At 75.4% G+C, this 19,934-nt stretch carries 18 protein-coding genes and 1 pseudogene; 8 read left to right on the forward strand and 11 right to left on the reverse strand.

Features of this window, described 5'->3' with window-relative positions; all coding sequences use genetic code 11:
• From ABL57_RS01425 to ABL57_RS01440, 4 genes are all read right to left on the reverse strand, one after another.
• Positions 1-531: YqjF family protein (locus ABL57_RS01425; RefSeq protein WP_160310762.1), on the reverse strand; the 531-nt coding region annotated here is incomplete at its 3' end.
• Positions 528-1,481, reverse strand: coding sequence for a MaoC/PaaZ C-terminal domain-containing protein (locus ABL57_RS01430; protein WP_047801681.1), 954 nt, complete (start codon positions 1,479-1,481; stop codon positions 528-530). The genes ABL57_RS01425 and ABL57_RS01430, both read right to left, overlap by 4 nt.
• A 2-nt stretch (positions 1,482-1,483) precedes the next feature.
• Positions 1,484-2,866 (reverse strand): 3-oxoacyl-ACP reductase, encoded by a 1,383-nt coding sequence (locus ABL57_RS01435; RefSeq protein ID WP_047801682.1) that lies wholly within the window; start codon positions 2,864-2,866, stop codon positions 1,484-1,486.
• Between the two features lie 40 nt (positions 2,867-2,906).
• Positions 2,907-4,280, reverse strand: a complete 1,374-nt coding sequence (locus ABL57_RS01440; protein WP_075873051.1) for an acetyl-CoA C-acetyltransferase — start codon at positions 4,278-4,280, stop codon at positions 2,907-2,909.
• A 69-nt stretch (positions 4,281-4,349) separates the two neighbouring features.
• On the opposite strand from ABL57_RS01440, the gene ABL57_RS01445 reads away from it, so the two are divergent.
• Positions 4,350-5,150, forward strand: coding sequence for a TetR/AcrR family transcriptional regulator (locus ABL57_RS01445; protein ID WP_053004681.1), 801 nt, complete (start codon positions 4,350-4,352; stop codon positions 5,148-5,150).
• A gap of 88 nt (positions 5,151-5,238) precedes the next feature.
• Positions 5,239-7,587 (forward strand): acyl-CoA dehydrogenase, encoded by a 2,349-nt coding sequence (locus ABL57_RS01450; protein WP_047801683.1) that lies wholly within the window; start codon positions 5,239-5,241, stop codon positions 7,585-7,587.
• Between the two features lie 126 nt (positions 7,588-7,713).
• Here ABL57_RS01450 and ABL57_RS01455 read toward each other — a convergent pair whose 3' ends face one another.
• The 7 genes from ABL57_RS01455 to ABL57_RS01485 form a co-directional block, all read right to left on the reverse strand.
• On the reverse strand, positions 7,714-8,232 hold the full coding sequence (locus ABL57_RS01455; RefSeq protein WP_047801684.1) for an SRPBCC domain-containing protein: 519 nt from the start codon (positions 8,230-8,232) through the stop codon (positions 7,714-7,716).
• A 14-nt stretch (positions 8,233-8,246) separates the two neighbouring features.
• The gene (locus ABL57_RS01460) at positions 8,247-8,609 is read right to left on the reverse strand and encodes a metalloregulator ArsR/SmtB family transcription factor (RefSeq protein ID WP_047801685.1); all 363 of its coding nucleotides are present in this window, start codon (positions 8,607-8,609) and stop codon (positions 8,247-8,249) included.
• Between the two features lie 95 nt (positions 8,610-8,704).
• Positions 8,705-9,568 carry a hypothetical protein gene (locus ABL57_RS01465; protein ID WP_047801686.1) on the reverse strand — a complete coding sequence of 288 codons (864 nt, stop codon included), beginning with the start codon at positions 9,566-9,568 and terminating at the stop codon, positions 8,705-8,707.
• A 265-nt stretch (positions 9,569-9,833) separates the two neighbouring features.
• Positions 9,834-10,724, reverse strand: a complete 891-nt coding sequence (locus ABL57_RS01470; protein ID WP_047801687.1) for a PP2C family serine/threonine-protein phosphatase — start codon at positions 10,722-10,724, stop codon at positions 9,834-9,836.
• Positions 10,721-11,878 carry an adenylate/guanylate cyclase domain-containing protein gene (locus tag ABL57_RS01475; RefSeq protein WP_047801688.1) on the reverse strand — a complete coding sequence of 386 codons (1,158 nt, stop codon included), beginning with the start codon at positions 11,876-11,878 and terminating at the stop codon, positions 10,721-10,723. The genes ABL57_RS01470 and ABL57_RS01475 overlap by 4 nt, the downstream gene beginning before the upstream one ends.
• Before the next feature lie 3 nt (positions 11,879-11,881).
• Entirely contained in the window at positions 11,882-12,532 is a 651-nt protein-coding gene (locus tag ABL57_RS01480; RefSeq protein WP_053004682.1) for a hypothetical protein, read from the reverse strand.
• A 2-nt stretch (positions 12,533-12,534) separates the two neighbouring features.
• Complete coding sequence (locus tag ABL57_RS01485) at positions 12,535-13,413, reverse strand: biotin--[acetyl-CoA-carboxylase] ligase (protein WP_047801689.1); 879 nt, start codon at positions 13,411-13,413, stop codon at positions 12,535-12,537.
• A gap of 174 nt (positions 13,414-13,587) precedes the next feature.
• Between ABL57_RS01485 and ABL57_RS01490 the strand changes: the two genes are divergently transcribed.
• From ABL57_RS01490 to ABL57_RS01515, 6 genes and pseudogenes are all read left to right on the forward strand, one after another.
• The gene (locus ABL57_RS01490; RefSeq protein WP_047801690.1) at positions 13,588-13,890 is read left to right on the forward strand and encodes a YciI family protein; all 303 of its coding nucleotides are present in this window, start codon (positions 13,588-13,590) and stop codon (positions 13,888-13,890) included.
• 145 nt (positions 13,891-14,035) lie between these two features.
• Positions 14,036-15,619, forward strand: a complete 1,584-nt coding sequence (locus ABL57_RS01495) for an acyl-CoA carboxylase subunit beta (protein WP_047801691.1) — start codon at positions 14,036-14,038, stop codon at positions 15,617-15,619.
• Positions 15,616-15,846 (forward strand): acyl-CoA carboxylase subunit epsilon, encoded by a 231-nt coding sequence (locus ABL57_RS01500; RefSeq protein WP_047801692.1) that lies wholly within the window; start codon positions 15,616-15,618, stop codon positions 15,844-15,846. Before ABL57_RS01495 ends, ABL57_RS01500 begins: the two co-directional genes overlap by 4 nt.
• Positions 15,847-15,985: 139 nt before the next feature.
• Positions 15,986-17,722 (forward strand): DUF885 domain-containing protein, encoded by a 1,737-nt coding sequence (locus ABL57_RS01505; protein WP_082157156.1) that lies wholly within the window; start codon positions 15,986-15,988, stop codon positions 17,720-17,722.
• A 73-nt stretch (positions 17,723-17,795) separates the two neighbouring features.
• Positions 17,796-19,202: a dicarboxylate/amino acid:cation symporter gene (locus ABL57_RS01510; RefSeq protein ID WP_047801693.1), complete on the forward strand. Its 1,407-nt coding sequence runs from the start codon at positions 17,796-17,798 to the stop codon at positions 19,200-19,202.
• A gap of 148 nt (positions 19,203-19,350) precedes the next feature.
• A pseudogene (locus ABL57_RS01515) lies at positions 19,351-19,934 on the forward strand (GAF domain-containing protein); the annotation flags it as partial.

A 19,934-nucleotide genomic window follows, 5' to 3' on the forward strand; every position in this document is an offset into this window, starting at 1 on the left:
CGGGCCGGGGCGCTCGAGCCGCTCCCCCACGGCCACCCGCAGCCGGCTGGCCGGCCGGGGGCGCCCGGGCAGGCCGCGGCGCCGGCTGCGGTAGTCCAGCACGGTGCGGCCGGCGCCGTCCCGCTCCCGGGCGCAGCGCATCCGGGCCCATCGGTAGGGCACCCGCAGCAGGCTCCGGGCGCCCAGCACGACCGCGGCCCGCTCGGCCTCCAGGGTGTGGAACACCACGCCGCGGCGGCCCTGCTCGTCCACGGAGTAGGTGCGGACGTTGAGCTCGAGGAAGCTGCCCAGCCACGGGACGCCGCCGCGGCCGAGCAGCCCCGCCCCCTCCATCCGGAACGGGACCAGCCCCACCCAGGCGGAGCCGTCGTACAGGTCCGGCCGGACCCCGCGCGGCAGCAGCGGAGCCACGAGGGCGGGATCGGTGCGCCAGTGCACGAAGCACGCGTCCCGCCACTGCTGCTCGGAGACCCGGGGTGTGGGCAGGGGCGGGCCCTGGGGGCTCAGCGGGCGCGGCGGGCGGTTCGTCACGGCTCCAGCCGCTCGACCGCCCCCGTGAAGTGCGGGCGGCCGCGGCGGGGGTCCCAGCCGGCGTAGTCCGAGCGCCGCCAGTGCGGGCCGCGCCCGGCGTCGCCGATCGCGACCGCCACCGTGCCCGGGAGCAGGACCGGGGCGGCGAACTCGACCGTCCACCGGAAGGCCGTCCCGGCCGGCACGCCGACCTCGGCCAGGGCGCGGGAGGCGCAGTGCATCCCGTGGGCGATCGCCCCCTTCATCCCCAGCGCCCGCGCGGAGGGCCCGGAGAGGTGGATGGGGTTCCAGTCCCCGCTCACGGCCGCGTAGTCCCGTCCCGTCCGGGCCGGCAGCCGCCAGCGCCCGGTCGGCGCCGGGGGCACGAACTCCCGGCGCGGGCCGTCCTCGACCGGCCCCGGCACCCGCGCCCCCTTGGCGAGGTAGGTGGAGCGGCCCGTCCAGACGAGCTCGCCGTCCTCCCGGGCCAGCCGGGCCACGAGGTCGGCCTGCGCCCCGGCCCGGTGCGGGCGCAGCCGCTCGGCGTGCGCCGTGACCGTGAGGTCCTCCCCCACCGCGACGGCGCCGCGGTGCTCCACCTCGTTGGCCAGGTGCACCATGCCCAGCACCGGCAGCGGGAAGTCGCCGCGGGTGAGCACGCTCATCGCCACCGGGAACGCCAGGGTGTGCAGGTAGCCGGAGAAGGCCTCCGGCCCGCGGGCGCCCTCCCGCAGGGGCGCCCCGACCGTGCGGCAGAACGCCTCGTGCGCGGAGGCGTCGACGGCCACGCCCTCGACGACGTGCTCCACCGCGGGCAGCACCGGCTCGGCCCCGCTGCGGCTCCCCGGCCGCCGGACCGGGAGCCGGCGGGTCAGGGCGCGCCCGGCGGCGCCGGCCGCGGCGCGCGCGTAGAGCCCGCCGAGGGAGGGGACGTCGGTGAGGACCACCTGCTCGCGGAACGCGCCGTCCATGCTCACGCCCCCACCAGGTTCTGCCCGCACACCCGCAGCGTCTGGCCGTTGACCCCGCCGGCGGCGTCCGAGGCGAGGAAGAGCACGGCCTGGGCGACGTCCTCCGGCAGCCCGCCCTGCTGCAGGGAGTTCAGCCGGCGGGCGACCTGCCGGCGGGCGGCGGGGATGCGGGCGGTCATCTCGGTCTCGACGAACCCGGGGGCCACCGCGTTGACGGTCCCTCCGCGGGCGGCGAGCAGCGGCGCCGTGGCGGCGACCATCCCGATCACCCCGGCCTTGGAGGCGGCGTAGTTGGTCTGCCCGCGGTTGCCGGCCACGCCGCTGGTGGAGGCCAGGCAGACGATCCGCGGGGCCTCCCCGAGCCCCTCGCCCGCCAGGAGCTGCTCGTTCATCCGCAGCTGGGACTCGAGGTTGACGGCGAGCACCGAGGACCAGCGGGACGCGTCCATGTTGGCCAGCAGCTTGTCCCGGGTGATCCCGGCGTTGTGCACCACCACGTCCAGCCGCCCGAAGCGCTCCCGGGCGAGCCCGAGGACCCGCTCCCCGGCGCGCGGGTCCGTGACGTCGAGCTGGAGGGCCACGGCGCGCAGCTCGTTGGCCAGGGCGGCCAGGGGCTCGCCCGCGGCCGGGACGTCGACGACGACGACGCGGGCCCCGGCCTCCGTGAGCGTGCGGGCGATCTGGGCGCCGATGCCGCGCGCCGCGCCGGTGACGGCGGCGACCTTGCCCCGCAGCGGGGCCTCCCACTCGTCCGGGAGCCGCCCGGCGTCGTCGCCGACCGTGACGAACTGTCCGGACACGAAGGCGCTGCGCCCCGAGAGCAGGAACCGCAGGGCCCCCAGCACGCTCGGGGCCTCGGGGGCCACGCCCTCGGCGAGCAGCACCCCGTTGGCGGTCGCCCCGCCGCGCAGTTCCTGGGCCACGGAGCGCAGCAGGCCCACCACTGCCTGCCGGGCCGCGGCCACGGCCGGGGCGACCGGCTCGGCCGCCGCCGGGGTGGCCGAGGCCGCGCCGGTGCCGATCCCCGGTGCGGGCCGGGACACGGTGACCACGCGCCCGCCGGGGGCGAGGGTGCGCAGCACCGCGCCGAGGCCGAGGGCCGGCTCGGCCAGCTCCCCCGGCTCTGCGAGCTCGGTCAGGGCGAGCACGACCGCCCCGAACCGGTGGACGTCCTCGGGGTGGCGGCGCACGTCGAGGTCCCAGCCGAGCAGGGAGGCCGCGATCCGGTCGGCCTCCTCCCCGCGGCCCAGCACGAGGACGGGGCCCGGCACCAGCGGGGCGCCGGGCCCGTGCCGGCGCAGCCGGACCGGGGCCGGCAGGCCGAGCTGCCGGGCGAGCTTCCCGCCGGAGGTGGAGCTGACGAGGTCGAGATAGGTGTCTGCCATGGGGTGGGTCCTTGCTGTGCTGGTCGGTGGAGGGACGGGGTCAGCGGGCTTCGAGCACCGCGGTGACGCCCAGACCGCCGGCGGCGCACACCGAGATGAGCCCGCGCGCCGGGCGCCCGGTCTCGTCGGCGCGCTCGCGCAGCAGCTTGGCGAGGGTGCCCACGATGCGCCCGCCGGTCGCGGCGAAGGGGTGCCCGGCGGCCAGCGACGAGCCCGTGACGTTGAGCCGGCTGCGGTCCACGGTGCCGAAGGCGCCGGCCAGGCCGAGGCGCTCGCGGCCGAACTGCTCGTCCTCCCACGCCGCGAGGGTGGAGAGCACGGTCGCGGCGAAGGCCTCGTGGATCTCCACGAAGTCGAAGTCGTCCAGGGCCAGGCCCTGCCGGGCCAGCAGCCGGGGCACGGCGTAGGCGCCGGCCATGAGCAGCCCCTCGTCCCCGTGCACGAAGTCGACCGCGGCGGCCTCGACGTCCACGATGTCGGCGAGCACCGGCAGGGAGCGCTCGGCGGCCCACTCCTCGGAGGCGAGCAGCACGGTGGAGGCGCCGTCGGTGAGCGGGGTGGAGTTGCCGGCCGTCATCGTCGCCTCGGCGTCGAGGGACTTCCCGAAGACGGGCTTGAGCCCGGCGAGCTTCTCGACCGTGCTGTCCGGGCGCAGGTTGTTGTCCCGGGAGAGCCCCCGGAAGGGGGTGACGAGGTCGTCGAAGAAGCCGCGGTCGTAGGCGGCGGCCAGGTGGCGGTGGCTCGCGGCGGCGAGCTCGTCCTGGGCCTCGCGGGAAATGCCCCAGCGGGCGGTGGTGAGCGCCTGGTGCTCGCCCATGGACAGGCCCGTGCGCGGCTCCCCGGTGCCGGGGGCCACCGGCTTGAGGTCGGCCGGGCGCAGGCCGGCCAGGGCCTTGAGCTTCTGCTGGGTGGTCTTCGCCCGGTTGAGCTGGAGCAGGGTCCGCCGCAGCCGTTCGCTGACCACGATCGGGGCGTCGGAGGCCGAGTCCACGCCCCCGGCCACGGCGGAGTCGATCTGGCCCAGCCGGATCTTGTTGGCCAGGGTGGAGACGGCCTCCATCCCGGTGGCGCAGGCCTGCTGCACGTCGAAGGCGGGGGTGCGCGGATCCAGCACCGAGCCGAGCACGGACTCGCGCGTGAGGTTGAAGTCCTTGGGGTGCTTGAGCACGGCGCCGGCGGCCACCTCGCCGATCCGCTCCCCGGCCAGGCCGTAGCGGGCGGCGAGGCCGTCGAGGGCGGCGGTGAGCATGTCCTGGTTGCCGGCGCTCGCGTAGGCCCCGTGGGCGCGGGCGAAGGGGATGCGGTTGGCCCCGACGACGACGGCGCGCCGGGCCACGCCGGTGCGCCCGGCGCCGCTGGGGGTGGTGTGCTCGGCGGTGGGGTCGGCGGTCTGCTCGGGGGTGGACTCGGTCACGGGGAACTCCTCGGTGGTGGTGTGATGATGATCACGTCACGGACGATATTACCTGATACCCTGGGTATCGTGAAACACGTCGACACACCCGAACCCGCCCCGGAGGGTCCCGCGCCGGAGCCGGCCCCGGCCGTGGACGGACGCTCCTCCCGCTGGGCCCGCCACCGCGCCCAGCGCCGGATCGAGCTGATCCGCACGGCCCGCAGCGCCGTGGACGAGCTCGGCGCACAGGCCTCCATGGAGGAGATCGCCTCCGCCTGCAAGACCTCCAAGTCCGTGTACTACCGGTACTTCGGGGACAAGGCCGGGCTGCAGCGGGCCGTCGGCGAGTACACGGTGACCCGGATGCGCGACCGGCTCGAGGAGGCGGCCCGCGCGGCCGGCAGCTTCGAGGACACGGTCGAGGCGATGGTGGCGGAGTACCTGCTCAGCATCGAGCGCTCCGCCCCCGTCTACCGCTTCGTCGTCGCCCTGCCCCCCGAGACCGGGCGCGCCCGCCACGAGCGGCACCGCGCCGAGCGCGGCCGCGGCGAACGGGCCCGCGGCGAGCGCTCCGGCGCGGACGAGGCCCCGGCGGAGTCCGGCGGGGAGCGCTACGGCATCCAGGAGTTCGTGGAGTCCGTCACCGCCCTGCTGGCGCAGGCGCACGTGCGCCACTCCCCGGCCGCCCATCGCCTGGCGGAACCGGTGCTCGGCTACTGGGCGGCGTCCACGATCGGCATGGTCCGCGGCGCCGGGGAGGCCTGGATGAGCACTCCCGCCGGGACGGAGCGCCTGTCCCGCGAGCGGATGACCGAGCTGATCGTGGGCTGGGCCGTCGACGGCCTGCGCCCGCCCGGGGCGCCCGTGCCCGAGCCGCCCTCCACCTGACCACCGTCCCGGGCCGGGCGGACCCCGGCCGGCCCCACCACCCCGTGACCGCACCGGCCACCGCCGGTCACCCACGACAGGAGCGAGCATGACCACCACCGTCGACCGACCCGCCGACACCGACCGCACCGACCACCCGGCACCCGCCGTGGACGTCGCCGCCCTGGGCGAGGTCCTGCTCGGGCGCTGGGCCGGCATCCGGCGGCAGACCCGCCGGATGCTGCTGGACGAGCGGCTGCACCAGCAGGAGAACCTCACCTACCAGGAGCACCGCGAGCGCGTGCTGGGCCAGCTGCACCTGCTGGTCGAGCACGGCGCGATGAGCCGCGGGCTGCCCGAGGAGTACGGCGGGCACAACGACCCCGGCGGCAACGTCTCCGGCTTCGAGGAGCTGCTGCTCGGCGACCCCTCGATGCAGATCAAGGCCGGGGTGCAGTGGGGCCTGTTCGGCTCCGCCGTGCTGAACCTCGGCACCGAGGAGCACCACCGCCGGTGGCTCGCGGACATCCGCGACCTGCGGACCCCGGGGGTCTTCGCGATGACCGAGATCGGCCACGGCTCCGACGTCGCCTCGATCGGCACCACCGCGACCTACGACCCGGCCACCGAGGAGTTCGAGATCCACACGCCCTTCAAGGCCGCGTGGAAGGACTACCTCGGCAACGCCGCCGTGCACGGGCGCGCCGCCGTGGTGTTCGCGCAGCTGGTGACGCTGGGCGTCAACCACGGGGTGCACGCCTTCTATGTCGACATCCGCGACGAGGACGGCCGGTTCCTGCCGGGCGTCGGCGGCGAGGACGACGGCCACAAGGGCGGGCTCAACGGCATCGACAACGGCCGGCTGCACTTCACCCGGGTCCGGGTCCCGCGCACCCACCTGCTCGACAAGTACGGCCACGTGGCCGCCGACGGCTCCTACAGCTCGCCGATCGCGAGCCCGGGGCGCCGGTTCTTCACGATGATCGGCACCCTGGTGCAGGGCCGGGTCTCGCTGGACGGGGCCGCGGTGCTGGCGAACAAGGCCGCGCTGACCATCGCGGTGCGCTACGGCAGCGAGCGGCGCCAGTTCAACGCCTCCTCCGACGTCCAGGAGGAGGTGCTGCTGGACTACCAGCAGCACCAGCGCCGGCTGCTGCCCCGCCTCGCCGAGACCTACGCCATGAACTTCGCCCACCAGGAGCTGCTGGACAAGTACGACGCCGTGTTCTCCGGGCGGGAGGACACCGACGAGAACCGCCAGGACCTCGAGACCCTCGCCGCGGCGCTCAAGGCGCTGTCCACGTGGAGCGCCCTCGAGACCGTGCAGGAGTGCCGCGAGGCCTGCGGCGGGGCAGGCTTCCTGACGAAGAACCGGCTGACCTCCCTGCGGCACGACCTCGACATCTACGCGACGTTCGAGGGCGACAACACGGTGCTGCTCCAGCTCGTGGCCAAGCGGCTGCTCTCCGACTGGGCGGACGAGTTCAAGCAGGTGGACGTGGGCGTGATGGCCCGCTACGTGGCCGGCCGGGCCACCGAGGCCACCTTCCACCGCTCGGGCCTGCGCAAGCTGGGGCAGGCTTTCCGCGACACCGGCGACGTGCGCCGCTCGGTCAACGCCCTGCGGGAGGAGTCCGCCCAGCACGCGCTGCTGACCGACCGGGTGGAGACCATGGTCGCCGAGATCGCGGAGAACCTGCGGCCCAGCGCCAAGCTGCCCCGCGCGGAGGCCGCGGCGCTGTTCAACGAGAACCAGCACCGGATCATCGCCACGGCCCGTGCGCACGCGGAGCTGCTGCAGTGGGAGGCCTTCACTCGGGGGCTGGCCCAGGTCGAGGACCCGGGCACCCGCACGGTGCTGACCTGGCTGCGCGACGTGTTCGGGCTGCGGCTGATCGAGAAGAACCTCGCCTGGTACCTCTCCTACGGCCGGCTGTCCATGCGGCGCGGGCGCAGCCTCGACGAGTACATCGACCGCCTGCTGGCCCGGCTGCGCCCCCACGCGCTCGACCTCGTGGCCGCGTTCGAGCTCGCCCCGGAGCACCTGCGGGCCGAGATCGCCACGGGGATCGAGGCGCGGCGCCAGGAGGAGGCTGCCGAGCACTACCGCCGGCTGCGCGCCTCGGGCGACGCCCCCGTCAAGGAGCGGGGCCCGCGCCGGGAGCCCGCCACCGCCGGGACCGGGCCCGAGGGCGAGAGGACGGCCGAGGAGGCCAAGGAGGAGCGGCGGAAGGAGCGCCGCGCGGAGAAGCAGGCGGAGCGGCGGACCGAGCGCAAGCACGAGCGCCGGCTCGAGCTCAAGCCGCGGAAGGTCGCGGCCAAGCGGGCCGCGGCCGCCGGGTCCGCCGAGGACCCGGCGGCCCGGGCCCCGGAGGACCGCTCCCCGGCGGACGCGGCGGCGGAGACGGCGGGGGCCGGGAGTCCGGCACCCGCCGTCGAGGCGACGCAGCAGGGCTGAGCCGGGCGCCCGCGACCCGTTCCTGTCGCTGTCCCTGTCCACCGTCACGGCCACGGCCACGGCGCGACGACGCCGCCCCGGGAGTCCCGGGGCGGCGTCGTCGCGCCGTCCGGCCGCGGACGGGGCTCAGCCGCGGGGCGCTTCGCTCCCGGTCCGCGCCGCCCCGGCGAGGACGTCGTCGATCTGGCCCATCGCCTGACGCATGCCCTCCTCCATGCCCATGGCCAGCATCTGCTCGAGCTGCCCGGCGCTCTCGAAGGTGGAGCGCGTGGTCATGCGGGTGCGCCCGCCGACGTCCTCGAGCGTGACGACCGCGTGGGTGGTGCCCATGGCCGGGTCGGGCTCGCCGTGCTCGTCGGCGAAGCCGTCGTCGAACTCGAGCCGGCGCGGGGCGTCCACGGCGGTGACCGTCCACCAGCCGGCGGCCTTCTCGCCGTCGGGGCCGGTCATGTAGTACCGGCACCGCCCGCCCTCCCGCAGCTCGTGCTCGACGAAGGTGGCGGGCCACTCGGGCGGACCCCACCAGCGCTCGAGCCGGCGCGGGTCCTCCCACACCTGCCAGACCTGCTCGACGCTCGCGTCGAACTCGGCCACGAAGGTGAGGGCCAGCGCCTCCACGTCCTTGTGCACATCGATGACCGGCATGTCCTGGTTCCTTCCTACTCGGCCCCCCGGTCCCCGGGAGGCACCTCCTCGGCGAGGAGGTCGTCGATGCGGCGTGCGCGCCCGCGCCAGAGCTCCTCGTAGGACTCCAGCAGCCGGGCCGCCCGGCGGAGGGTGTCCGGCGCGGCGTGCACCACCTGTTCGCGGCCGCGCCGCTGCTTGGTGACCAGCGAGGCCCTCTCGAGCACCGCCACGTGCTTCTGCACCGCGGCGAAGCTCATCGCGTAGTGCCCCGCCAGGGCCGAGACCGACTGCTCCTGCCGCAGCACCCGCGTCACGATGTCCCGCCGGGTGGCATCCGCCAGGGCCTGGAAGAGGCGGTCGATCTCGTCGTCCGTCAGCTCACGTTCTACAACCATTTGGTTGTAGGTTAGGCCGCGTCCCCCCGGCGGGCAAGGGGTCCTCCGTCACGGTTCGGGAACGGCGGCCCGGAACAACGACGCGGAGCGGCGGCTCAGACGAGTCCTGCCGCTCCGGTGAGGTGGCGGTGCAGGCCGTGGGCCACGAGCGTGTTGCCCAGGGCGTTGAGGTGCTTCCGGTCGCTGCCGACCACGGAGCGCGGCGGCAGGCCCAGGGCCAGCCACCGCCGGTCCTCGGCCGAGTCTCCGATCCGGTAGGGGCGCAGCGCGGGCAGCGCCCACAGCCGCGGGTCGCGCAGGTCCGCCATCGTCTCGTGGTAGGCCGGCCCGTACTCCGCCCGGTAGGCGGCGTTGACGGTGCGCACCTGCTCCCAGCCGGCCGTGCCGCGGCGGTCCCCGTAGGTGTGCCAGTGGCCCATCACCACCGACCGCGCCGGCTCTACCGCCCAGGCCGCCCGGGTGTCGGCGAGCACCCGTCCGGGGTCCTCGATGTTGTTCTTGCCCGTCCAGAAGAGGTGGACCTGGCCGCGGTGGCGGTCCTCCAGGTCGGTGTGCCACCAGCTGCGGGGGCCGGTCCCGAGCTCGACCGCGGGCCCGGGCACGTGCCGCCGCAGGACCACCGCGCCCTCCCGGCCCGGCGCCGCCCGGATCGAGCAGGCGACCCCGGCGACCGTGCCGGGCAGCGGGAGCGCCGCGCGGGGCGCCCGCCCGTCCGCGGTGGGGACGACCACCTGCCCCTGGACCGGCAGCAGCCAGCCCTCGGCGCCGAGGCCGGGACGGTAGGGGTGGTCGTAGCTGCGCATCGCCAGGGTGTGCCAGGACCGGTCCCCGCCCACGGCCCGGCAGGTGCCCGGCACGCCCAGCAGCCGCGACAGGAGGGCGTCGATCCGCACCGGGGCGTAGCCGGGCGGGTGCTCGCGGTGGAGCCCGCCGGCGGCCGAGGACGAGCCCCACAGCACGAAGCCGGGGCCCTGCGCTCCCGGCCGGACCAGTGCGCCCCCACCGCCGCGGAGACGGCCAGCAGCGCCCCGGAGCGGACGAGGGAACGGCGGGAGACGACCATGTTCCCCAATGTAAAGAGTCGTCGCGGTCCGGTGGGCCGGTGTGACGGTTCGTGATCGCCCCCACTTCCGGGGATGCGCCGGGGACCTGCCGGGCCGGCGCCCGGGACGCGGCACCCTCCGCGGCGCTCAGCGCTCGGCGCCGTTCAGCGGTCGGGGGCGCTCAGACCCAGGCGGCGTACTCCTCCAGGGACACCGCGTCGGCGACGATGACGGTGACGTTGTCCCGCCCGCCGGTCCGCAGCGCGGCCTGCAGCAGGACGTCGGCGGCCTCCTTGGGGTGCGGCACCGAGCCGAGCACCCGGGCCATGTGGGCGGGGCTGAGCTCGTTGGTCAGCCCGTCCGAGCACAGCATCAGCCGCTCCCCCGGCTGCGCGGGCAGCACCCACACGTCCGGCTCCCACACCTGGCCGGTGCCCAGGGCCCGGGTGATCACGTTGCGCCGCGGGTGCACCAGGGCCTGGGCGGAGGTCAGCTGGCCGATCGAGACGAGGTACTGCACCTCGGAGTGGTCCACGGTGAGCTGCGCCAGCCCCGGGGTGCCGTCGCCCTGGCCCGTCCCGTCCGGGGGCGGCAGCAGCCGGTAGGTGCGGGAGTCGCCCGTGTTGAAGACGAGCCAGAACATCCGCCCGTCCAGCTGCGCCAGCCACACCCCGGTCACCGTGGTCCCGGCCCGGCCCTCGTACGCGCTCTGGATGTGCTGGTCCGCCTGCCACAGCACCGAGCGCACCCGCCGCACGGCCTCGATCGCGTCGTCGGGGATCTCCGGGTCCAGCCGCAGCTCCCGCTCCACGGTGGCGCGGAACCGGGCGATGTCCAGGGGCGGGTCCGGCTCCGACACCGCGAACTGCCGGAAGTCCTCCAGCCGGAACAGCGGGGAGGCACCGAGCGTGCGCACGCACAGGGCGCTCGCGACCTCACCGGCCTCGTGCCCGCCCATCCCGTCCGCCACGGCGCACATCGTGGCGGTGACCACCAGGGCGTCCTCGTTGGACTCCCGGCGCAGACCGCGGTCGGTGGCCGCCCCGGCCCGGATGACGAGGGGTGCGCTCATTCGAAGTCGACCTCCAGCCCGGGTCCGGCGCCCTGGGCGAGCGCGACGGGCTGGACGTCGCCGAAGCCCCGGACGTTGCGCGTGGACTGCGGGAGGAGGATGAACCGGTCGTCGCCGGAGAGCACGGCGGCGGTCGAGGCGTCCACGAGCACGGAGCCCGGCTCGGTCAGGGCCACGAGCCGGGAGGCCAGGTTCACCGTGGGCCCGTAGATGTCGCCCAGCCGCGGCAGCACCCGGCCCCAGACGAAGGCCACCCGGGCCTGCGGGAGCTCGGGGTCGTCGCGGATGGCGCGCGAGAGCGCCAGGGAGATCTGCGCCCCGCCCTGCGGGGTCTCGGCCAGGAACATGACCTCGTCCCCGATGGTCTTGATCAGCCGGCCCCCGCCCACCGCGATCACCTCGGCGCAGCGCTGCTCGAAGCGCTGCACGAGGTTGGCCAGGGTGCGCTCGTTCATCTGCCGGGACAGGGAGGTGTAGGAGACGAGGTCGGCGAAGCCGACCCCGCGCGCGAGCGGGAGGATGGAGGAGGGCCCGTCCTCGTCGATCGTGCCGGTGGCGGTGGAGCCGTCCGGGCGCTCCACGCGCATCGCCAGCCGCTGCACGGCGGCGTTCATCTGGCGCCGCCACGAGTAGACGAGCAGGTTCTCGATCGCGTCGATGAGGTCCGGGAGCAGGTGCAGCAGCTCCCGGCGCGCGGCGGCGTCGGTCATGCCGCCGTGCACCACCATGTCCTCGACCAGGGCCTCGACCTGCCACACGACCATGCGATCGGTCATCTGCCCGATCGAGCGCACCAGGGACAGGGCCGCCTCCTCGGTGACCTGCTCCTCGAGCACCATGGTGGAGAGCACCCGCAGCGCCTCGGAGTCCTGCTCGGTGAACCACACGTCGTCGTCGGTGAGGTTCGGGAAGCCCAGGGCCCGCCACACCTTCCGCGAGGACAGCAGGGACAGCCCGCCCCGGCGCGCGGCCTCGCGGCGGCGCAGGACGCGCTCGGAGCCCAGGAGGGTGCGCTCCAGGGCCTGGACGGCCGCCTTGGACTCGTCCGAGCGGTAGAGGTTGGCCTGCACCGGATTGTGCAGGTTGAGGTTCAGCTGCTCCGTCTGGGGGCCGAGCGCCGGCTCGCCCCGGTCCTCCGGGTCCTCGTTGGCCACGCGTCACTCCTGTTCCTGGGGGACGGTCCGCCGGCCCCACGGTCGGCGCGCAAGGACGGACGGGTCCGGGCGTGGTGCCACGACCGCGTCCTGCCCCACTCTAGTGGGACGCCGGTCCCCCGCGCCCCCGCCGGAGCCGCCCGTGCGCTGCTCGTCCGCGGCCCGCCGGATGAGCTCGGCCAGCCGGTCGGCCTCCGGGGCGTGCTCCAGGCGCAGCCCGCCGAGGGGGCCGAAGTCGGCCACGACGCGCCCGTCGCGCCGGCCCAGCGACGGGCCCCGGGGGCGCTCCACGACGGCCCGGCGCAGCTGCGCCAGCGGCAGGGCCACGTCCCGCCGGGGCCCGCCCGGGCGCACCAGCACGAGGTGGCGGGTGGTGAGCACGTAGCGCGTGCGCCACCAGCGCAGCAGCGGGCGCACGCACCAGCGCAGCAGCCCGGCGGCCGCGGCCACCAGCAGGAGGACGTCCAGTGCGCCGTGCACCGTGATCCAGGGCTCGGCCACGGGGCGCCAGCGCAGTTCGAGGGCCCGCTGGGCCAGCGAGAGCGCGAACACGACGAGCAGCAGCACCAGGAGGGGGCGCAGCAGCCGCGCACCGTGGGCCCGGGTGGCGACGAGCACCCGCTCGCCGGACTGCAGGGCGGGCCGGGCGGGCACGGTCAGGCCTTCCCCGGGGCGGCCGGGCGCAGGTGCACGACGTCGCCGGCGGTCACCTCGTGCTCCGTGCCGGCGTCGTCGCGCAGCAGCAGCCCGCCGTGGGCGCCGAGGCCCACGGCGGTGCCCGTGACGGGCTCCGCGCCGCCGGGCAGCTCGGCGCGCACCGAGCGCCCGAGGGTCTCCATCCGGTCCTCGACCAGGCGGCGCAGCGGTCCGCCGGGTCCCGTGGCGGCGGCCGGGTCCGCGCAGAACTGCCGGTAGCGGGGCACGAACGCGCCCAGCACGGCCTCGAGGACGGCCGCGCGCGCCACGTCCCGGCCGGTGGCCCGGCGCACGGACGTGGCCGTGGCCACGGGCAGCTCCTCCTGGGAGACGTTGATCCCGGTGCCCAGGACCACGGCCGGGGCCCGGTGCGGGTCCAGGACGAGACCCGCCAGCAGGCCCGCGACCTTGCGCCCGTCGACGAGCACGTCGTTGGGCCACTTGATCCGCGCCGCGGCGCCCGCCACGCCCGCCAGGGCCTCCACCACGGCCGCGGCCATCAGAAGGGTCAGCCACGGGAAGTGCTGGGTGGGCAGCGGCCGTCCGCCCGCGCCTGCCGGGCGCAGCAGGACGCTGAAGGTCAGGGCGGTGCCGGGCTCGGTGGTCCACACCCGGTCCAGCCGGCCGCGCCCGGCGCTCTGGTGGCCGGTCAGCAGGAGGGACAGGTCCGTCCAGGGCCGGGCGGGGGCCGCTCCGCGGGCCTGCCGGAGGACGGCCGCCGTCAGCTGCTCGTTGGTGGAGCCGACCTCGTCGAGGACATCGATCCGCCCGGCGCCCAGGGCCTCCAGGGCGGCGAGCACGGCGGGGTCGCGCAGGTCGGCGGCAAGGGGGTCGGGCACGGCGCTCCTCGGGTCGGTGGTCTCCGGCGACGCGGGCGGGCCGGTGCTGTGCGCCCGGACGCGCTCCGCGTAGTGTCGGGTTCCGTCCACACTAATAGCCGCGTTCCCCGGGAGCCGCCTGGGCGCTTCCCCGCCCGGTGGCGGAGGGCCGCGGCACGTCCCGCAGGAGTCATCGTGAGCGCAGCCGAGAACCCCACGACGTTCGCCGTCACCTACGTCTACGGCGGCCCGGCCGACGTCCTGGCCGCCCGCCGGCCCGAGCACCGGGAGTACCTCGGCGGCCTGGTGGCGCAGGGCCACCTCCTGGCGTCCGGGCCGTACGACGACGAGGGCCCGGCCGGGGCGCTGCTGGTGTTCGCCGCCGAGGACGCGGCCGCGGTCGAGCGGCTCACCGACGAGGACCCGCTGGTGCGCCACGGGGTGGTCACCGAGCGGACCGTCCGGCCCTGGAAGGTGGTCCTCGGCCGCGTGGGCTGAGGACCCGGCGCCCCGCACCGGATTTTGTAGGACTCCTACAACAGGGGGCGCCCCGGCCGCGGACTAGAGTGAGCAGGTCCCCTGGCCGCCCCGCCCGGGCCGCTCCGCCCGCCGGCTCGGCCGCGTACCAGACCACGAGGTGCTTGTGATCCACGACCTGACGACCACCGCCGGCAAGATCGCCGACTTCCACGACCGCCGGGCCCGCTCCGAGGCCCCCGCGGGGCAGGCGGCGATCGACAAGCAGCACGCCCGGGGCAAGAACACCGCCCGCGAGCGCGTCGAGCTGCTCCTCGACGAGGGCTCCTTCGTGGAGTTCGACGCGCTGGCCACCCACCGCTCCACGGCCTTCGGCATGGACGCCAAGAAGCTGCCCGGGGACGGCGTGGTCAGCGGCTACGGCACGGTGGACGGGCGCCTGGTGGCCGTCTACTCCCAGGACTTCGCGGTCTTCGGCGGGTCCCTGTCCCAGGTCAACGGCGAGAAGATCGTCAAGGTGCAGAAGTTCGCGCTGCGCAACGGCTGCCCGGTGATCGGCATCAACGACGGCGGCGGGGCGCGGATCCAGGAGGGCGTGGCCTCCCTGGCCATGTTCGCGGACATCTTCAACATGAACGTGCGCTCCTCCGGCGTGGTCCCGCAGATCTCCCTGATCATGGGCCCGTGCGCCGGCGGCGCCGCCTACTCCCCGGCCCTGACCGACTACATCGTGATGGTCGACAAGACCTCGCACATGTTCATCACCGGCCCCGACGTGATCCGGACGGTCACGGGCGAGTCGGTGGACATGGAGACCCTCGGCGGGGCCCGCCAGCACAACACGACCACGGGCACGGCCACCTACCTCGCCGACGACGAGCAGGACGCCTTCGACTTCGTGCACGAGCTGCTCGAGTTCCTGCCGGCCAACAACCTGCAGGAGGCTCCCCTGCTGGACCACGACCAGGAGGACGAGGACACCGACCTCGACGCCGCGCTGGACACCCTGGTCCCGGACTCCGCCAATCAGCCCTACGACATGCGCACGGTGATCGAGGCCGTCGTGGACGACGGTCACTTCCTGGAGATGCAGGCGCTCTACGCCCCCAACGTGATGATCGGCTACGCCCGGGTCGAGGGGCACACGGTGGGCATCGTGGCCAACCAGCCCCTGCAGTTCGCGGGCACCCTGGACATCGCCGCCTCCGAGAAGGCCGCCCGGTTCGTCCGGCACTGCGACGCGTTCAACGTCCCGATCCTCACCCTGGTGGACGTGCCCGGCTTCCTGCCGGGCACCGACCAGGAGTTCAACGGGATCATCCGCCGCGGCGCGAAGCTGCTCTACGCCTACGCCGAGGCGACCGTCCCGCTGGTCACGCTGATCACCCGCAAGGCCTACGGCGGGGCGTACATCGTGATGGGCTCCAAGAAGCTCGGGGCGGACGTCAACCTGGCCTGGCCCACCGCGCAGATCGGCGTGATGGGCGCCCAGGGCGCCGTGGAGATCCTCTACCGCCGCGATCTCAAGGCCGCGACGGACAGCGGCGAGGACGTCGAGGCGCTGCGCGCCGAACTGGTGCAGAAGTACGAGGAGAGCCTGCTCAACCCCTACCAGGCGGCCGAGCTCGGCTACGTGGACGCGGTGATCTCCCCCTCCGAGACCCGGGTCCAGGTGCTCAAGGCCCTGCGGGCGCTGCGCGACAAGCGCGCGACGATGCCCGCCAAGAAGCACGGGAACATCCCGCTGTGAGCGCCCCCGAGCCCGTGCAGGGCGCCCCGGCGCTGCGCTTCGTGGCCGGCAACCCGACCCCGGAGGAGGTCGCCGCCGTCACGGCGGTGCTGCTCGCCCGCGGCACCGGGAGCGGGTCCTCCGCCGCGAGCTCCCCGGGCCGCCGGGACCAGTTCCGCCGGATGCGGCTGGGGCTGCGCCTGCGCCCTGGCCGCGGCGCGTGGCGGCGGAGCAAGCCGGAGGAGTGAGGCCGGAGGGATGATCCCGAGGAGCCGGCCCCGGAAGTGATGCCCGGCGGCAGGCCCGCGGCGTGCGCCCCCGGCGGTGCGCCCCGTCCCGGCCGGCGGCTGCCCGGACCGTCCGGCCCCCGGCGCTACTGTGGCGTGCATGAGCACTTTCCGGCCCGACCCCCCGTCCTCCGCCGGCCCGGCCCCGCTCGGCGCCGGGCACCGTGAGCCCACGGCCGTCGACGCCGTGGCCGAGCGCTGGTTCGGGCGCGCCATGGAGCTGGACCCGGCCCAGGCCACCGTGCACGGCTTTCCCGGCCGCGAGACCGAGTACCGCGACTTCGGCCCCGAGGGCCTGGAGGCCCGGGCGGAGGCCGTCCGCGAGACGCTGGCGGAGCTGACCGGCGTGGTCCCCGCCGACGACGTCGACCGGGTGACGGTGCACGCGCTGCGCGAGCGGCTGGGCCTGGAGCAGCTCCTGCACGAGGAGGGCCTGCGGGGCGGGGAGGTCAACAACATCTCCTCCCCCGTGCAGGAGATCCGGGACGTCTTCGACGACCTGCCCCGGCGCACCCCCGAGGACTGGGCCCACATCGCGGGGCGGCTGCGCAACGTGCCCGCGGCCGTGGACTCCTACGTGGCGGGTCTGCGCGCGGCCCGCGCCCGGGGCCGCTGCGCCTCCGTGGTCCAGCTGCGCAACGCCGCCCGCCAGTGCGAGGGCTACGCCGCCGACCGGGGCTTCTTCGCCCGGCTCGCCGGCGGTCCGCACGTGCCCGAGGGGATGCGCCGGGAGCTCACCGAGGCGGCCGGGCAGGCACGGCACGCCTACCGCCGCCTCGCCCGGGTGCTGGGCGAGGAGCTCGCCGCGCACGCCCCGCACGCGGACGCGGTGGGCCCGGACGTCTACACCCTGCGCCTGCAGGAGTTCCTCGGCGCCGTGGTGGACCCGGCGACGGTCTACGCGTGGGGGGTGGAGCAGCTGCGCACGGTCGTGGCGGAGCAGGAGGCGCTCGCCCGGCGGATCGCCCCCGGGGCCACCCCGGCCCAGGCCATGGCGGCCCTCGACGCGGAGCCGGACCGGCAGCTGCACGGCACCGACGCCCTGCGGGCGTGGATGCAGGACCTCTCCGACGCCGCCGTGGACGCGCTCGCGGGCACCCACTTCGAGATCACCGGGCCGATGCGCCGGCTCGAGTGCCGGATCGCGCCCACCCACGACGGCGGCATCTGGTACTCGATGCCCAGCGCCGACTTCTCCCGCCCGGGGCGCATGTGGTGGTCGGTGCCCGAGGGCACCGGGACGTTCACCACGTGGGAGCAGACCACCACCGTCTACCACGAGGGCGTCCCGGGCCACCACCTGCAGTTCGGCACGGCGCTGGCCAACTCCGGGGAGCTCAACCGGTGGCGGCGGATGGGCGTGTGGGTCTCCGGCCACGGGGAGGGGTGGGCGCTGTACGCCGAGCGGCTGATGGACGAGCTCGGCCACCTCCAGGACCCCGGGGACCGGATGGGCATGCTCGACGCGCAGCGGCTGCGCGCCGCCCGGGTGGTCTTCGACGTCGGGTTCCACTGCGGGTACCGCATTCCCCGGGAGCTCGGCGACGCCCTGGGCGGTGCCCGCGCCGGTGAGGTGTGGACCCCCGAGGACGGCTGGCGGTTCCTGCGATCGAACATCGTGATGCAGGACCCCATGCTGCGCTTCGAGTGGATGCGCTACATGGGCTGGCCCGGACAGGCCCCCTCGTACAAGGTCGGCCAGCAGCTGTGGGAGCAGGCCCGGGAGTCCGCCCGGGCCGGCGCGGGCTCCGGGTTCCGGCTCAAGGACTTCCACTCGCGGGCCCTCCGGCTCGGCTCCGTGGGCCTGGACACGCTGGCCTACGCCCTGGACCTGTGAGGTCCGTCATAAGGACGTCACATTTCTTCATCGTCATTCGGTGTTGTATATTCCGCGGGCCTATCGTGGGCACATGATTTCCGCAGAAAGCAATCGACGCCTGCCCCGGTGGATGACCTCCTTCGGGCCGCAGATCGTGATCGCCCTCCTCCTGGGCGTGGTGCTGGGCACCGTCGCCGACAGCCTCGGCGGCGACCCCGACACGGACCCGAACTGGCTCATGACCGCCCTGGACACCATCGGCACGAGCTACGTGAGCCTGCTCAAGGCCGCCGTGGTCCCCCTCATCGTGACCGCGGTGATCTCCTCGATCGCCAACCTGCGGGAGGTCTCCAACGCCGCGCGCCTGGCCTGGAAGACCCTGCTGTGGTTCGGCATCACCGCCCTGATCGCGGTGACGGTCGGGCTGGTGCTCGGCCTCGTCGTCGAGCCCGGTGCGGGCACGGGTGCCGCCGCCCCCGCCGAGCAGTACTCCGGGACCCAGGGCTCGTGGCTGGCCTTCCTCACCGGCCTGGTCCCCGCCAACTTCCTGGGCCTGCAGGTCTCCTCCTCCGTGGTGGACCCGGAGACCGTGCAGACCGCCCTGGGCTTCAACGTGCTGCAGGTCCTCGTGGTCTCGGCCGCCGTCGGCATCGCCGCCCTCAAGGTGGGCGAGCCCGCCGAGCCGTTCCTGGCCGTGATCCGCGCCGCGCTGGCCGTGGTGCAGAAGGTCGTCTGGTGGATCATCCGCCTGGCCCCGCTGGGCACCCTCGGCCTGATCGGCCGGGCCGTGTTCGAGTACGGCTGGACCTCGATGGGCGGGCTGCTGAGCTTCGTCGCCACCGTCTACGCCGGCCTGCTGATCGTCGCCTTCGTGGTCTACCCGGTGCTGGTCAAGGCGCACGGGCTGTCCGTCCGGCAGTACTTCTCCGGGGTGTGGCCGGCCGTGCAGCTGGGCTTCGTCTCCCGCTCCTCGGTGGGCACCATGCCCCTGACCCAGCGCGTCACCGAGCGCAACCTCGGTGTGCCCCGGGCCTACGCGTCCTTCGCCGTGCCGCTGGGCGCCACCACGAAGATGGACGGCTGCGCCGCGGTCTACCCGGCGATCGCCGCCCTGTTCGTCGCGCAGTTCTACGGGATCGACCTCGACGTCACCCACTACGTGCTCATCGCCCTCGTCTCCGTGCTGGGCTCGGCGGCGACCGCCGGCACCACCGGGGCCACGGTGATGCTCACCCTGACCCTGTCCACCCTGGGGCTGCCGCTCGACGGCGTGGGGCTCCTGCTGGCCGTGGACCCGATCATCGACATGGGCCGCACCGCGCTGAACGTGGCCGGCCAGGCCCTGGTGCCCACCATCGTGGCCCGCCGCGAAGGCCTGCTCGACCGGACCCTCTACGACGCCCCGCGCACCGGGGACCCGTTCGTGCCCGAGGCCCCGGCCGACGGCGCGGAGCCCGCGGGGACCGCCGAGCCGGCCGCGGCGGGCGCCGTCCGCTGACCGTCCCGACCCGTCCGAGGGGCGGGGAACCGGGGGGATGCCCGACGCATTCCGCCAGTTCCCCGCCCCTCGTTCTTCGTGGACGCGTCCCGGGCTACGCTGGGCACCGGCACGAGACCTGGGTCACGGCGGGAGACGGGGAGGGCGCGTGGGCGCAGCGGCGGAGGGCTCGACGACGGACCCGCTGCTGCGGCTGTCCTGGGCCCGGTCGCTGAGCCATCTCGCGGCCCCGGAGCGCTGCGCCCCGCGCGTGGTGCTGGACCGCACGGACCTCCGGGAGGCCGGGGCCCCGCTGCGGGCCCTGCTGCCGGTGCTGGACGAGCTGCTCACTCCCCTGGCCGAGGACACCGGCCTGGTGGTGGCGGTCACCGACCCCGGCGGGGTGCTGCTGCGGGTCCGCGGCAGCGCACAGACCCGACGGCGCGCGGAGGACATGGGCTTCCTGGAGGGCGCCGACTGGTCCGAGCACGCCGTGGGGACCAACGCCCCGGGCACGGCCCTGGTGCTGCGCCGGCCCGTCACCGTGCACCGGGAGCAGCACTTCTACCCCGAGGCCCGGCCGTGGTCCTGCACCGCGGCCCCGCTGCTGCACCCGCTCACCGGCGAGCTGCTGGGAGCCGTGGACCTCACCGGCGGGGACGCCGCCGCCGACCCCGCCACCCGCGCGCTGATCGGCGCGGCGGTGCGCGCCGCGCGGGCGGAGCTGGCCCTGGCGCTGCGCCGCGAGCCGCC

Origin of the sequence: Kocuria sp. SM24M-10, assembly GCF_001027955.1 — a bacterium.
GTDB lineage: Bacteria > Actinomycetota > Actinomycetes > Actinomycetales > Micrococcaceae > Kocuria > Kocuria oceani.

Coding starts and splice junctions, on each gene's coding strand:
- ABL57_RS01430 (WP_047801681.1), bottom strand. CDS start 1,481: ATGGACGGCGCGTTCCGCGAGCAGGTGGTCCTCACCGACGTCCCCTCC.
- ABL57_RS01435 (WP_047801682.1), bottom strand. CDS start 2,866: ATGGCAGACACCTATCTCGACCTCGTCAGCTCCACCTCCGGCGGGAAG.
- ABL57_RS01450 (WP_047801683.1), top strand. CDS start 5,239: ATGACCACCACCGTCGACCGACCCGCCGACACCGACCGCACCGACCAC.
- ABL57_RS01455 (WP_047801684.1), bottom strand. CDS start 8,232: ATGCCGGTCATCGATGTGCACAAGGACGTGGAGGCGCTGGCCCTCACC.
- ABL57_RS01460 (WP_047801685.1), bottom strand. CDS start 8,609: ATGGTTGTAGAACGTGAGCTGACGGACGACGAGATCGACCGCCTCTTC.
- ABL57_RS01470 (WP_047801687.1), bottom strand. CDS start 10,724: ATGAGCGCACCCCTCGTCATCCGGGCCGGGGCGGCCACCGACCGCGGT.
- ABL57_RS01505 (WP_082157156.1), top strand. CDS start 15,986: ATGAGCACTTTCCGGCCCGACCCCCCGTCCTCCGCCGGCCCGGCCCCG.
- ABL57_RS01510 (WP_047801693.1), top strand. CDS start 17,796: ATGATTTCCGCAGAAAGCAATCGACGCCTGCCCCGGTGGATGACCTCC.